The organism is Desulfatitalea tepidiphila (genome assembly GCF_001293685.1).
Taxonomy (GTDB): Bacteria; Desulfobacterota; Desulfobacteria; order Desulfobacterales; family Desulfosarcinaceae; genus Desulfatitalea; species Desulfatitalea tepidiphila.
Map to the genome: position 1 here is coordinate 1,372,189 of NZ_BCAG01000003.1, position 13,640 is coordinate 1,385,828.

Sequence of the window (13,640 nt, forward strand, 5' to 3'; positions counted from 1 at the left end):
TCAGAACAGTTTTAACTGACGGCCTCGATGGACGGGTGCAGGCATGACACCCGGCTGGTCTGAGGATGGCTGGCCCTGAGTTTGTCCTCTCTGCAATTTAAACTCTTCATGCGTCACACAAACCCGATCGGCGCCGATGAAACGGATATCGTGGATGGTGTCCAGCCGCAAATCCTCTTCCTGGCGAGTGACCACAGGAAAGCCGTAGTGTCGGTTGTTGTGTTTGAGACTACCCCTGGTCTTGGTTTTTTCATCTACAAACATCAAGTGTTGCTCGACTCGGCGGGCGACGATTTGGTTGGCAATTTTGGGTATCGCTGCCACCCGCTGAAGGATGACCGTTTTTAAGGCCGGATCGCATTCGAACCCAATGCAGTTTCGGCCGCTGCACATGGCCGCCAGCATGGTGGTGCCTGTGCCGAGGAAAGGGTCCAGGACCGTGTCGCCTTTCACAGAGAACATGTGGATCAGGCGGTAGGGCAGTTCTATAGGAAAGGCACCACTTCGATCCATGTTCTTTTGGCCGTTGATTTGCTGCGCGACGCCGCGCAGATCAAACCAGACATCAGAGAACCAATGGTTGCGCTCCTCCCAGAAATATGCACTTTCCCGGCGCAACTGTTTTTGTTCTTCCAGGGGGAATTCACGTTTGGCTCCCCACCGAAATATCAATATGAACTCATGTTCCAGGGTGACGTACCCACCGGGCGGCAGCATGCCCGACCCCATGAATTTGTTGGGTGCATTGGTCGGCTTGCGCCACAATATGGCGGGCAGTTGGCTGAATCCGAGGGCGTTGAAAGCCGAAATGATGCGAGCGTGATTGGCAAATAGCCGAAACTGGCTGTCGAAAGTTCGGGTGGCATCACCGATATTGATACATACCAGGCCGCCGGGGCGGATGATGCGCCGGACTTCGCTCCAGATTCTGTCCAATATGCGGTGCATGCTTTCAAAAGCCAAATCCGTTTCGCAAGTGGAAAGGGCCTTTTCAATGGTCGGGTTCGCGGCACAGAACAGTTCGTCCCACATCTGGATCATGGGATAGGGAGGCGAGGTGACCACCAGATCGATGCTCTGGTCTGCCACCGTCTCCATGGCCGAAGCGTTGCCAATGACGATCTGGTGGTTTGTTTTCATAAGGAAAATCCGGTCCACCTTGTGGCATTTCAAGGATAAGTTGTCAATAGATGGGGTTCCCCCGGCCAGGGGTGATGGGACGGCGCGGATCGAGGCCTGGCGCTGAATCGTTAAACCATCGGCTCGCCATGCCTATTCAGATCATCAGCTGGGTATTGCATGTTGCAGCAATCATGCGTAAGATGGCCGCGCTTGATCACCCCCTATTTCAATCATCACAAACAAGGAATAATCAGATAAGATGGAAAGCAAACAAGTCGGGAAAAGATTTTCCGGTCGCTTGATCGTTGTCGGCGCTTTCTTGGCGCTTCTTGCGGTCGGTCTCGCCGCGCTCAGCCTGGTTGCCGCCAATGAGCTTGTGGACATCTGGTGGTTCGACAGCCTGGGGTACCAATTTTACTATTGGCAGCGCAAGCTCTACCGATACCTGGTCTTTGCCGCAGTTTCGCTCCTTTTTTTCATGATTTTCTTTCTCAATTTCTGGATCGCCTCACGTTCGCTCAAGCGTGCATCGAAAACCGACGTCGGGAGCAACCCAAAAGGGCATCGCTCGATCGTGAAGGCCTTCCAAAGCGGCTCCATGATACTATATGCGCCATTGTCTCTGGTGATGAGCATCCCCCTGGCCATGCCGCTCTACCAGCACTGGGAAAAATTTCTCTTTTTTGTCTTTGGTTCTCAGGCAGGCATCGAGGACCCGTTTTTTGCCAAAGATATCAGCTATTATCTTTTTTCATTGCCCATCTACAGCCTGCTGCAGCGGAGACTCTTTTTCGCGTTGCTGGTCCTTCTGGCCGGCCTGTTGCTGATGTACATCATCAAAAATCGGCTGCTGACCCAGCGCCTCTTTCGTTTTTCAGGCATCGCCAAATGGCATCTGAGCCTCTTGCTACTTTGCATATTCGGTATGGAGATATGGGATCTGGCCCTTCAACGCCATAGTCTGGTCTATGATCCCAGCCATCAGCCTCTTTTTTCGGGTCCGGGCTATGTGCAAATGAATCTGGTCGTCCCGCTCCTCTGGTTGGGCATGGGTCTGCTGGCGGCTACCGCTGTGATGCTCATCGTGGCGATTCAGTTCAGAAAAGGGATCAAGCTGTTTGTCGGATTAGTCGTCGCCCTGGCGTTAGTCCTGGCGGTTCGATATACCCCCTTTTTACCTCAGTTCGTTCAGACTTACTGGGTCAAACCCAACGAAATCGAAAAAGAGAGCACGTATATCAGCAGGAGTATCCAGGCCACCCTGGATGCCTATGCATTGAATCGGGTCACCACCCTGGATTTTGAACACCAGCGGTTCCCCATCGGATCGGCCGTGCACGAGGTGGAGGGTATCTTGCGGAACATACCGGTGTGGGATTCCGAGACACTGGAAACGGTTTTTCAACAGCTGCAGGAATTGCGAAGTTACTATACTTTCCCGCTGGTCAGCGTCGGCCGGTATGACGTATCCGGCCATTCCCAACAGGTCTTTTTGTCGCCGCGGGAGCTTGAATACGACAATCTGCCCGGCGACGCCAAAAACTGGATTAACAACCACCTGATCTATACGCACGGCAATGGAGTTGTCATGACACCGGCCAGCCAGGTCAGTGGGACGCCCATGACATGGTTCGTGCGCAACATTCCCGCCGAATCCCAATACGGGATCGAAATCGGTCAACCCCGCATTTACTATGGTATGTCACCCTATCCCTATGCGATTGCGCCCAACAAGGCGGGTGAAATGGACTACCCCAAGGGTGGCAGTAATGTGACCAATAACTACGATGGGCGGGGAGGCGTCGCAATCTCTTCCCTGGCACGAAAAGCTTTATTCGCCTATTACCTGAAAGATAAGAATATTTTCTTTTCGTCTAAGATCACCGACGAGAGCAGGGTCCTTTTCAGACGACAGGTTATCGAGCGGATACGTCACCTCGCACCTTTTCTGCAGCTCGATCAGACGCCCTATCTGGTCGTGACGCCCAGAGGGATCCACTGGTTCATCGACGCCTATACCACATCCGACTGGTATCCCGGCGCCGCGTCCTACCAATACGGCGGCAAGACGTTGAATTACGTCCGCAACAGCGTCAAGATCGTGGTGGATGCCTACCATGGCAGCGTGGATTTTTATGCCTTCGATGAGAGCGACCCAATCATAAAGGCCTATCAGCGCATCTATCCTGGTTTATTCAAGGATAAGGCCAGCATGCCGGCGGAATTAAAAAAGCATGTGCGCTATCCCAAAGATATGTTCGATGTCCAGATGCACATCTATGCCAAATATCACCAGGTGGATCCCCAGGTTTTTTATCAGCAGGAAGATTTGTGGACATTTGCCGAAGCCCTCGGCGAAAAGACATCCGTACCCCTCAAGCCTTACTATTTGACTCTCGATCTCATTGAACGGGGGCAGCTTGATTTCATGCTGCTCGTTCCCATGTTTCCCAAGGGCCGCGATAACTTGAGATCCATGGCCGTGGTCGGCTGCGATGAGGACAACTACGGTAAGATTATCGTATATGATTTCCCCAAAGGCGAACTCGTCTACGGCCCTGCGCAAATCAATGCCCTCATCAATCAAGATCCCGCCATTGCCCAGCAGTTTACCCTGTGGGACCAGATCGGTTCTTCCGTTGTCCGTGGGAAAATGATTATTCTCCCCGTGGAAAACAGCATTATTTTTATCCAGCCGGTCTATTTGAAATCCACCTCGAGGGTGAGCATCCCGGAATTACAGCGAATCATCATGAGTGAAGGCCGGGCGGTGGTTATGGAGACTTCTCTGGAAAAGGCTTTTGCCACTTTGCAGGAGCGCATCCGGCAGGAGATTCAGGACACGGAGCAGCGGTTTCCTACCGTAGAGGAGGTTGACCGTCAGGCCCCCGCACCATCGATGCCACCCGCACCGGAGGCCGGGCAGGCGCCATCCGATACCGATATCCAGCCGGCACCATCGGGGAATTTGCCGGCGCCGGATGAAACGGCGCCTTCAATAACAGAAGCACCACACGGAGAAGAGAAGCGGGCCCCAAATGCCGATTAACGGCCAAATGGTGTTTCGGGAGCTTTAGGCAGATCGATTATGATGGTTCGTGCCTACGTTACCGCGGAGGAGACAATGGCCTGCGCTTCCGCCTGGATTTGTTTCAGGTGCTGTTCATCCTTGAAACTCTCCGCGTAGATTTTGTAGATATCTTCGGTGCCCGAGGGGCGGGCAGCAAACCAACCGTTGGCCGCAACCACCTTCAGCCCGCCGATGGCCGCTCCGTTGGCAGGAGCGTGCGTCAAAGCGATTTGTATCGGTTCACCGGCGAGGGTGTCGATGTTGACTTTTTCGGGTGTCAGTTTGGATAGCGCCGATTTCTGGGCCTTGCTGGCCGGCGCGTCGATGCGTGCGTAAATCGGCGATCCGAATCGGGTCTCCAGGTCGGTGTAAATTTCGGCGGGATCCCGATTTATACGCGCGGTGATCTCCGCCGCCAGCAGGGCGGCAATCATGCCATCTTTATCCGTGGACCACGCCGAACCATCCATGCGTTCGAAAGACGCGCCGGCGCTCTCTTCGCCGGCAAATCCCAGCGAACCGTCTAAAAGGCCGTCCACAAACCATTTGAATCCGACCGGTACCTCATAGAGCCGGCGGCCAAGATGGGCGGCCACGCGGTCGATCATCTGGCTGCTGACCAAAGTTTTGCCCACGGCCGCCGTCGCCGGCCAATGGGGCCGGTGTTGAAATAGATAATAGACGCAAACGGCCAGGTAGTGATTGGGCGGCATCAATCCCTTTCCACGTGTGACGATACCATGCCGGTCATGATCGGTATCGCATCCGAAACCGATCTCGAATCGATCCTTTAAACCGATCAGGCGCTGCATGGCGTAAGTGGAGGAGGGGTCCATGCGGATGCGGCCGTCCCAATCCAGGGACATGAAGCGAAACGTGGGGTCCACGCCACCATCCACCACCGTGAGATTCAGATTGTAACGATCGGCGATGGCCGGCCAGAATCCCACGCCAGAGCCGCCCATGGGATCGACGCCCAGGGGTATGCCGGACGCGCGGATGACATCCATATCGATGACATTGGCCAGGTCGAGCGTATAGGTGCCGATGTAATCATAAGTATGAGTGGTTGCCGCGCGGCGCGCGCGTTCATAGGGTGTGCGGAGAAGAGGTTTTAAACCATCGGCCAGAAGCGTGTTGGCACGTTGCTCGATCCAGGACGTGATCTCGCTGCCGGCTGGCCCGCCGTTGGGTGGATTGTATTTAAATCCGCCATCTTCCGGGGGATTGTGGGAAGGCGTGATGACAATACCGTCGGCCAGGCCATTGGTACGGCCCCGATTGTGGAGGAGAATGGCATGGGAGATGGCCGGCGTGGGCGTGTAGGCATTGCCTTCGGCCAGCATCACCTCGACATTGTTTGCGGCGAGCACCTCGAGCGCTGTCACCATGGCGGGTGTGGACAGGGCGTGGGTATCCATGCCCAGAAAGAGCGGTCCGGTAATATTCTGGCTGCGGCGATAGTCGCAGATCGCCTGGCTGGTGGCCAGAATGTGATCCTCGTTAAAGCTGTTTTTGAAGGAAGAACCCCGGTGTCCCGAAGTGCCGAAGGCGACCCGTTGCTCTGGAATGGAGACATCCGGTTTCCGGCTGAAATAGGCGGTAATCAGATCGGGGAGGTTGACCAGCATCTCCGGCAATACCGGCTGGCCGGCGCGTTCATGGATCGTCATGACCTTCTCCTTTGTGATAATGACGCATGATCTCTCTTGGGCTGAAATCGGCAGAAAAATTTTGAAAGCATAAAATTCGAAACGTTTCGAACACTCTAACATGTCTCCGAAACATTGAAAAGGATGTCGCCCGGGGAGGGCATAAACCGATTCGACGATCAGGAGAAATTCAACCTCAGGTCATCGGGCACTTGTCAGGAGGTCTGTTCATATTTAAGATATTATTATTTCAGGCCTTCATTCAATGGAGGATTTTGCCATGGCCAATCATGATGACGGCGGCGACCGCGCGAGTGCACAGATCGCATACGAGAACCGGGAATGGATCGAATCCCTGGATTATGTCTATGAGAACCAGGGACCGCAGCGGGTCAGGGAACTGTTGCGGTTACTGCAAACACGCGCCCAGAAGCGGGACGCTGAATTTCCCTTTTCCGCCAACACCCCCTACATCAACACGATCGGCGTCGATCGGCAACCGGCCTATCCAGGCAGCCGTGAGATAGAACGTCGCATCAAGAGTATCATCCGTTGGAACGCCATGGCCATGGTCGTGCGCGCCAACCGTCAAAGCAGTGGCATCGGCGGCCATATTTCTACTTACGCCTCCTGCGCCACGCTCTATGAAGTCGGTTTCAACCATTTTTTCCGTGCCAAAAGCGCCGACCATCCTGGAGATATCGTATATTTTCAAGGGCATGCGTCGCCGGGTATCTACGCCCGCGCATTCTTGGAGGGGCGCCTCGAGACAGTCCAACTCGAAAATTTTCGTCGGGAGCTGAGGCCCGAGGGTGGGCTGTCCAGCTATCCGCATCCCTATCTGATGAGGGATTTCTGGCAATTCCCAACCGTATCCATGGGGCTCTCGCCCCTGATGGCCATCTACCAGGCGCGTTTCAACCGATATCTGCAGGACCGGGGGATAAAGCCACGGGACGATCAGAAGGTTTGGGCCTTTCTCGGTGACGGCGAACTGGACGAACCCGAATCCCTCGGCGCCATCACGCTCGCCTCCCGTGAACAGTTGGACAATTTGATTTTTGTGGTCAACTGCAACCTGCAGCGCTTGGACGGACCGGTCAGGGGCAACGGTAAGATCATTCAGGAGCTCGAGGCCGCATTCCGTGGTGCGGGATGGAACGTCATCAAGGTGATTTGGGGCGGTGACTGGGATCCGCTGCTGGGCCAGGACGACGACGGACTGCTCGTGAAGCGTATGGAAGAGGTGCCCGACGGTCAGTATCAAATGTACTCGGTGGCCGGCGGTGATTACATCCGCAAAGACTTCTTCGGCAAGTACCCCCAACTGGAAAAGATGGTCCGTTCCTATTCCGACGAGCAACTTTTCAAACTGCGGCGGGGCGGCCACGATCCCGATAAGGTGTATGCCGCCTACCAATCCGCGATCCATCATGAGGGGGCTCCCACCGTTATCCTGGCCAAAACCATCAAAGGATACGGACTCGGAGAGGCCGGTGAGGGGCGCAATATCACCCACCAGCAGAAAAAGCTCAACGATGAGGAGTTGCGATACTTTCGCAGCCGATTCGGGATTCCCATCCCGGATGAAGAGATTCAGAAGATGCCGTTCTACCGACCGTCACCGGACAGTGAAGAGATCCGATATCTGCAGGAGCGAAGACGTCGATTGGGCGGCTATCTGCCGGCGCGGAGCTGGTCGGTTCCGGCTGTGAGACCACCGGGGGAAGCGCTTTATACCGAATTCATGGAGGGCACCGGCGATCGCGAGGTGGCCACCACCATGGCCATGGTCCACCTCCTGGGAAAACTTTTGAAAGACAAGAATACCGGACCGTATATCGTGCCCATCGTTCCGGACGAAGCCCGCACCTTTGGCATGGAGGCCCTTTTTCGATCCATCGGAATCTACTCCCATGTGGGACAGACCTATGAGCCGGTAGACAAGGAGAGCTTGCTGTACTACAAGGAGGCCAAAAACGGTCAGATTCTGGAAGAGGGAATCACCGAAGCCGGCGCCATGTCGTCGTTCATCGCTGCCGGAACCTCGTACTCAAGCCACGGCATCAACATGATTCCCTTCTTTTTTTACTATTCGATTTTTGGCTTCCAGCGCATCGGCGACCTCATATGGGCGGCCGGCGACGCCCAGGCCCGAGGTTTTCTCCTGGGTGCCACTTCCGGTCGAACCACGCTGGCCGGTGAAGGGTTACAGCACCAGGATGGTCACAGTCATCTGCTGGCATACGCCAATCCCTCGGTCCTAGCCTATGATCCGGCCTTTGCCTATGAACTGGCGGTGATCGTGCGCGAGGGTATGCGGCGCATGTTCGAGGCCGGTGAAAATTTGATCTACTACATTACCATCATGAACGAGTTGTACCGCATGCCGCCCAAACCGGAAGGCATGGACGAAGGGATCCTGAACGGGATTTACCGATTCCGTCGATCCGATACAAAAAGAGCCAAGGCGAAAGTCCACCTGCTGGGAAGCGGCACCATCTTGAACGAGGTGCTCAAGGCCGGTGATCTGTTGGAAACGGATTACGGCGTGGCGGCGGATGTGTGGAGTGTGACCAGTTATAAAAGCCTCTATTGGGATGCCATCGACACCGAGCGATGGAATTGGCGCCATCCGGATCGAAAGCCGAGAGCGTGTTTCTTGGAAAAGCAGTTGAGCGGCGAAACCGGTGTGTTCGTTGCGGCATCGGATTATGTCAAGACATTGCCGGCCAGCATCGCCAAGTGGGTGCCAGGCCCCATGGTGCTTTTGGGAACAGATGGTTACGGCCGAAGCGAGTCCCGCGCGGCCCTGCGCGACTTTTTCGAGGTCGATGCGCGCCATATCGCATTTGCCGCATTGGGAGCGCTGGCCCGGGAGAAGGCCGTCACGGCCGCGATCGTCAAAAAGGCGGCCAATGCTCTGGAGATCGATCCCGAAAAGAGCAATCCGTTGTTCGTATAGCGCTTTTTTCGTTCGAATGAGAAACGACCCAACCACCACATCCTTATCAAAAAAATAATAATCAACTCAAGGAGAGGGAGCCCTTATGATCAAAGAGGTCACGATCCCGGAGATCAGCGAAAACGTCACCTCCGGCAAGGTGGTCAAGGTGCTGGTTCAAGAGGGGGATAGGGTCGATATCGATGACATTCTCATCGAATTCGAGACCGAAAAGGCGTTGGTCGAAATCCCATCCACCGCCAAAGGGAAAATTGTCGAGCTGCCTGTCAAGGAAGGCCAGGAGCTGCGCGTGGGCGATGTGATCGCCAGGGTTGAGATCGAAGAAGAGGGCGAGGAGAGAAAAAAGCCGGATCGGGCAGAGACGAAGGCTGACGCCAGTTCGAAGGAAGCGGAAGCTGAATCACCGACTCCCGATGATTCGGTGTACCGTCCGGCGGCAGAAAAGAAGCGCGATGAGAAACAAGGCAAATCGTCTGGCCTTGAGAAGGAACCGCCATCCCGAGAAGATCGCCCGCCGGCGCCCGCCGCTCCGTCTGTCCGACGTTTTGCCCGCGAGTTGGGAATCGACATCCACGAGGTGCATGGCACCGGACCGGGTGGAAGAATCACCGAGAGCGATGTAAAGGCCTTTGTCAAAGAAGGTCGGGAGGCTGCAGGGCAAACTGCCCTCCTGGGCGAAATTGCCGAAACGGCTTTACCGGACTTCGCCCGATGGGGCGATATCGAAACGGTCGAATTACCCGGGGTTCGCAAACTAACCGCCAAAAGCACGGCCCTGTCATGGCGCCTTGTGCCCCATGTGACGCAATTCGATAAGAGCGACATCACGGCATTGGAAACATTTCTCGGCAAAAACGGGCCAGGCCCTAGAGGAAAGGATGTCAAGCTCACCGTGACGGCGGTGTTGGCCAAGGTATGCGCCGCCGGTCTGTTGAAGTTTCCGCGTTTCAACGCGAGCATCGATATGGCCAACAATCTCATGATTTATAAAAAATATGCGCATATCGGCATCGCCGTGGATACCGAGCGAGGGCTACTGGTCCCGGTGATTCGCAATGCCGATAAAATGTCCATTCGTGAACTCGCCACTGCAATTGCCGATCTGGCCGAAAGATCACGAAACAAAAAGATCAAACCAGATGAGATGGAGGGCGGTACCTTTACCATTTCCAATCAGGGCGCTATCGGAGGCACCCAGTTCACACCCATCGTCATGTGGCCCCAGGCGGCCATTCTGGGTGTGAGCCGGAGCACGGTCGAACCCGTTTATATGGACGGCCAATTCCATCCTCGCACCATGTTGCCACTGGCACTCTCGTACGATCATCGAATTATCGATGGCGCCGATGCGGCCCGTTTTCTGAAATGGATTTGTGAATGCCTCGAACAACCGTTCAACCTTCATCTATAAATGCGGAGGGATTGACATGACAGATCACGCTACACAAGTGGTCGTTATCGGCGGCGGCCCAGGAGGTTATGCGGCAGCGTTTATGGCGGCGGATCTGGGGTTACAGGTCACGCTAATCGATCCGGGTGAGAATCCGGGCGGTGTTTGCCTTTACAGGGGCTGTATTCCCTCCAAAGCGCTTTTGCATGCGGCCAAGGTGATCCGCGAAGCGCGGGACGCCGAAAATTTTGGTTTGCATTTCAGCGGGCTGAAAATCGACCATGCCCGTCTTAAAGAGTGGAAAGAGTCGGTGGTCGCCAAAATGACCGGTGGCTTGGGGCAGTTGGCTAAACAGAAAAAGGTGCGTTACATCCAAGGCAAGGCGACCTTCAAGGATAGCCGGACACTGCATGTTGTAGCAGGTGAAGACAAAACACAAGATATGGTATTTGAACATGCCATCATCGCCACCGGTTCCCGACCCATTCGGCTGAAGCATCTCGACATCGATTCCGAGCATTTGTGGGATTCAACGGACGCGCTCGCTCTTCAAACCATCCCCAAACGACTGCTGGTCATCGGGGGCGGCTATATCGGCCTGGAACTTGGAACGGTTTACGCCGCACTGGGCTCAACAGTGCAGGTGGCCGAAATGACTCCAAGTCTGCTTCCAGGTGCGGACAAGGACCTTGTGCGGTTTGTGCGAAATGATCTGAAGGAGAAGTTCGAAGCCATCCATTTGGAAACCACGGTGACGCAGTTAAGAGACCAGAAAAATGGCATAAATGTGACCATGGAGGGACCGGAGTCCGATGGCAAACCGAAGCATTTCGACAAGGTGCTGATGGCAGTCGGACGCAAACCCAATTCCGGCGATCTGGGTCTTGAGAACACCAAGATCGAACTCGACGACAAGGGGTTTATCCGCGTGGATCTGCAGCGCCGCACAGCCGAGCCTCACATCTTTGCCATCGGCGACGTAGTCGGTGAGCCGATGCTGGCTCATAAAGCCAGCCACGAGGGCAGGATCGCAGCCGAGGTGATCGCACAGCATAAAGTGGCATTTGAGCCCGCCTGCATACCAGCCGTAGTGTTTACAGACCCTGAAATCGCATGGGTCGGCCTATCAGAAGCCGAAGCAAAGGATAAGGGCGTGAAATTCAAGGCCGTACGCTTTCCCTGGGCAGCCTCCGGACGCGCCTCGACATTGGGGCGGAACGATGGTTTGACCAAGCTGCTCGTCGATCCGGAAACCGAACGCATTCTTGGCGTGGCGATAGTGGGGCCCGGTGCCGGCGAACTGATCGCAGAGGGTTCCCTGGCCTTGGAAATGGCAGCCACCGTGGCTGACATGGGATTGACGATTCACCCCCATCCCACCCTATCGGAAACGCTCATGGAGGCGGCCGATGTGTTCCAGGGCACTTCGACGCACTATCATGCCCCCAGGCGAAAATAGCCTTAGAGCAACCGGTGCTCCCAAAATGCTTGAATGTTTGGCTGAACCGTTTCGACGTTAAAAATACCATATGAGGTATAGCAAAAATATAAAGACAACAACATATGGTATATCGTTCCTTTTCTGGAAAATAGATGCGGCGACGTTTTTCACTGACCGACCCTACCGGACACTTCGCCGGAAGGCGGGATGGTCACCACCGGCACCGGACTGTTTTTGACCACCTTTTCGGTAACGCTCCCAAATGTAAAATGGCCCTTTGCACCTGTGGTGCTCATGACCACGAGGTCGGCTCCTTCTTTTTCGATCAATTTAAGAATCTCTTGGGCCGGATCGCCTACTGCGACATGGCGAACGTAAAGCGGGCAGTTGGAAAGATAGTCGCTGCATATCGTTTGCAGACGTTCCTCCGCCTTTTTTTGCTCCCAGGATAGAATTTTCTCGATACGATCCGGCTCGAACTGACCATACCAATCTTTATGGTGGGCCACATCCTCGATGACATAGAGGACATGTACCTCGGCTCCATATTTTTCAGTCAAGGATCGTACATAAGACATCGCATACTGTGCGCTCCCCGAAAAATCGGTGGGCCATAATATTTTTCGAATAGGCATGGCTTGCCTCCATTTCTGTAGGTTGTTGTCCCACGGGTGTTCACGGATTTTAAGGTTATCAAAACACTTTTCACCAAATTATGAAGGATTCACGCCAAGTAAAGGGCCGGGTGGTGCTTTGGTGAGCATTTGAACCCAGTTGAGGTAGTGCGATTTTTCTTGACCCGAAACACCATAACAATCCATATTAGCTGAACAATTTTGCATGCGCGACTGACAATGCACTTACCGTCAATATGTATCGGGGCAAGACATATGAAAACATTCACGCTGGGTGACTTAGCCTCCCAAGTGGGCGGAGAGGTCCTGGGGGATACAAACATCAAAATTCATGCAACGGCAGGGTTGGCCCAGGCTGGCGAGGGCCAAATCAGTTTTCTTGCCAATCGAAAATATACCCCCCTGGTTAAATCGACCCAGGCATCCGCTGTCATCGTCAAAGAAAAAATGGCGTCTAATGCAGCCCTGCTGATTTGTCAGGACCCATACTATGCCTTTACCCGGATTGCGGTGTTGCTTCACGGTTATCGTCGTCATCCCTTCAGTGGGGTCAGTACCGGGGCGAGCATCGCACCCAGTGCCCTCATCGGCCAAGGTTCAGCCATTGCGAATCATGTCAATATCCTGGAAAACGTGCGCATCGGTAAAAATTGTACCCTATATCCAGGGGTATTCATTGGCCCTGAGAGTGTCGTCGGTGATGATTGCATCCTCTATCCCAATGTCGTGATTTACGATCAGTGCCAAGTTGGGAATCGGGTGATCATCCAGGCCAACTCAACAGTCGGTGAAGACGGTTTCGGGTTTGCCACCCACAAGGGGATTCATCATAAAATTCCTCACATAAGCCGCGTGATCATCGAGGATGACGTTGAACTGGGAGCCGGTTGCGGGATCGAAAGAGGCGCCATGGAGGATACGATCATCGGAAAGGGCTCCAAAATCGGCGATGCGGTGGTGATCGGCCATGGCACCAAGGTGGGGCCTCATTGCCTTTTGGTACCTCAGGTGGGCATCGCTGGCTCGACAACACTGGGACACCATTGTGTCGCCGCCGGTCAGGTGGGTATCGGCGGGCACCTGCACATCGGCAACGGCGTCATGATTGGAGGACAAGCGGGGGTCACTGAAGATGTCCCGGACGGTGTCACGCTCTGGGGTACCCCGGCCTTCGAGGCGAGTCAGGCCAAGAGATCCTATTTTCTGATTCGGCGGTTGCCCGAAATATGGAAAGAGTTAAAGCGCCTCAGGGAAAGAATTGCGGCTATAGACGGCAAAACAGGAAAATGAAACATGTGAAGTATGCACCGTTTCGGTAAGGCTTAGGTTCTGAACAATTTGAAGTCAGGTTGAGGTCATGTTGAA

The 13,640-nt window shown here is 54.5% G+C and carries 8 protein-coding genes; 5 read left to right on the plus strand and 3 right to left on the minus strand.

All coding sequences use genetic code 11. From position 1 onward, the window contains the following. Positions 1–1,140: a DNA-methyltransferase gene (locus DFT_RS10775; protein WP_076750503.1), complete on the minus strand. Its 1,140-nt coding sequence runs from the start codon at positions 1,138–1,140 to the stop codon at positions 1–3. A gap of 241 nt (positions 1,141–1,381) precedes the next feature. On the opposite strand from DFT_RS10775, the gene DFT_RS10780 reads away from it, so the two are divergent. Then, complete coding sequence (locus DFT_RS10780) at positions 1,382–4,171, plus strand: UPF0182 family protein (protein WP_076750505.1); 2,790 nt, start codon at positions 1,382–1,384, stop codon at positions 4,169–4,171. A 53-nt stretch (positions 4,172–4,224) separates the two neighbouring features. Here DFT_RS10780 and pgm read toward each other — a convergent pair whose 3' ends face one another. Beyond that, positions 4,225–5,865 carry a phosphoglucomutase (alpha-D-glucose-1,6-bisphosphate-dependent) gene (gene pgm, locus DFT_RS10785; RefSeq protein ID WP_054032431.1) on the minus strand — a complete coding sequence of 547 codons (1,641 nt, stop codon included), beginning with the start codon at positions 5,863–5,865 and terminating at the stop codon, positions 4,225–4,227. A 259-nt stretch (positions 5,866–6,124) separates the two neighbouring features. Here pgm and aceE point away from each other — a divergent pair, with 259 nt between their 5' ends. The 3 genes from aceE (at position 6,125) to lpdA (ending at position 11,658) form a co-directional block, all read left to right on the plus strand. Next, positions 6,125–8,809, plus strand: a complete 2,685-nt coding sequence (gene aceE / locus DFT_RS10790; protein ID WP_054031201.1) for a pyruvate dehydrogenase (acetyl-transferring), homodimeric type — start codon at positions 6,125–6,127, stop codon at positions 8,807–8,809. 85 nt (positions 8,810–8,894) lie between these two features. Further along, complete coding sequence (locus tag DFT_RS10795; protein ID WP_054031202.1) at positions 8,895–10,220, plus strand: 2-oxo acid dehydrogenase subunit E2; 1,326 nt, start codon at positions 8,895–8,897, stop codon at positions 10,218–10,220. A 16-nt stretch (positions 10,221–10,236) separates the two neighbouring features. Further along, positions 10,237–11,658, plus strand: a complete 1,422-nt coding sequence (gene lpdA, locus DFT_RS10800; protein ID WP_054031203.1) for a dihydrolipoyl dehydrogenase — start codon at positions 10,237–10,239, stop codon at positions 11,656–11,658. Positions 11,659–11,807: 149 nt separating this feature from the next. Here lpdA and DFT_RS10805 read toward each other — a convergent pair whose 3' ends face one another. Then, positions 11,808–12,275 carry a universal stress protein gene (locus DFT_RS10805; RefSeq protein WP_054031204.1) on the minus strand — a complete coding sequence of 156 codons (468 nt, stop codon included), beginning with the start codon at positions 12,273–12,275 and terminating at the stop codon, positions 11,808–11,810. Between the two features lie 255 nt (positions 12,276–12,530). Here DFT_RS10805 and lpxD point away from each other — a divergent pair, with 255 nt between their 5' ends. Next, positions 12,531–13,565: a UDP-3-O-(3-hydroxymyristoyl)glucosamine N-acyltransferase gene (gene lpxD, locus DFT_RS10810; RefSeq protein ID WP_054031205.1), complete on the plus strand. Its 1,035-nt coding sequence runs from the start codon at positions 12,531–12,533 to the stop codon at positions 13,563–13,565. Positions 13,566–13,640: the final 75 nt, after the last annotated feature.

Coding starts and splice junctions, on each gene's coding strand:
- DFT_RS10775 (WP_076750503.1), bottom strand. CDS start 1,140: ATGAAAACAAACCACCAGATCGTCATTGGCAACGCTTCGGCCATGGAG.
- DFT_RS10780 (WP_076750505.1), top strand. CDS start 1,382: ATGGAAAGCAAACAAGTCGGGAAAAGATTTTCCGGTCGCTTGATCGTT.
- pgm (WP_054032431.1), bottom strand. CDS start 5,865: ATGACGATCCATGAACGCGCCGGCCAGCCGGTATTGCCGGAGATGCTG.
- aceE (WP_054031201.1), top strand. CDS start 6,125: ATGGCCAATCATGATGACGGCGGCGACCGCGCGAGTGCACAGATCGCA.
- DFT_RS10795 (WP_054031202.1), top strand. CDS start 8,895: ATGATCAAAGAGGTCACGATCCCGGAGATCAGCGAAAACGTCACCTCC.
- lpdA (WP_054031203.1), top strand. CDS start 10,237: ATGACAGATCACGCTACACAAGTGGTCGTTATCGGCGGCGGCCCAGGA.
- DFT_RS10805 (WP_054031204.1), bottom strand. CDS start 12,275: ATGCCTATTCGAAAAATATTATGGCCCACCGATTTTTCGGGGAGCGCA.
- lpxD (WP_054031205.1), top strand. CDS start 12,531: ATGAAAACATTCACGCTGGGTGACTTAGCCTCCCAAGTGGGCGGAGAG.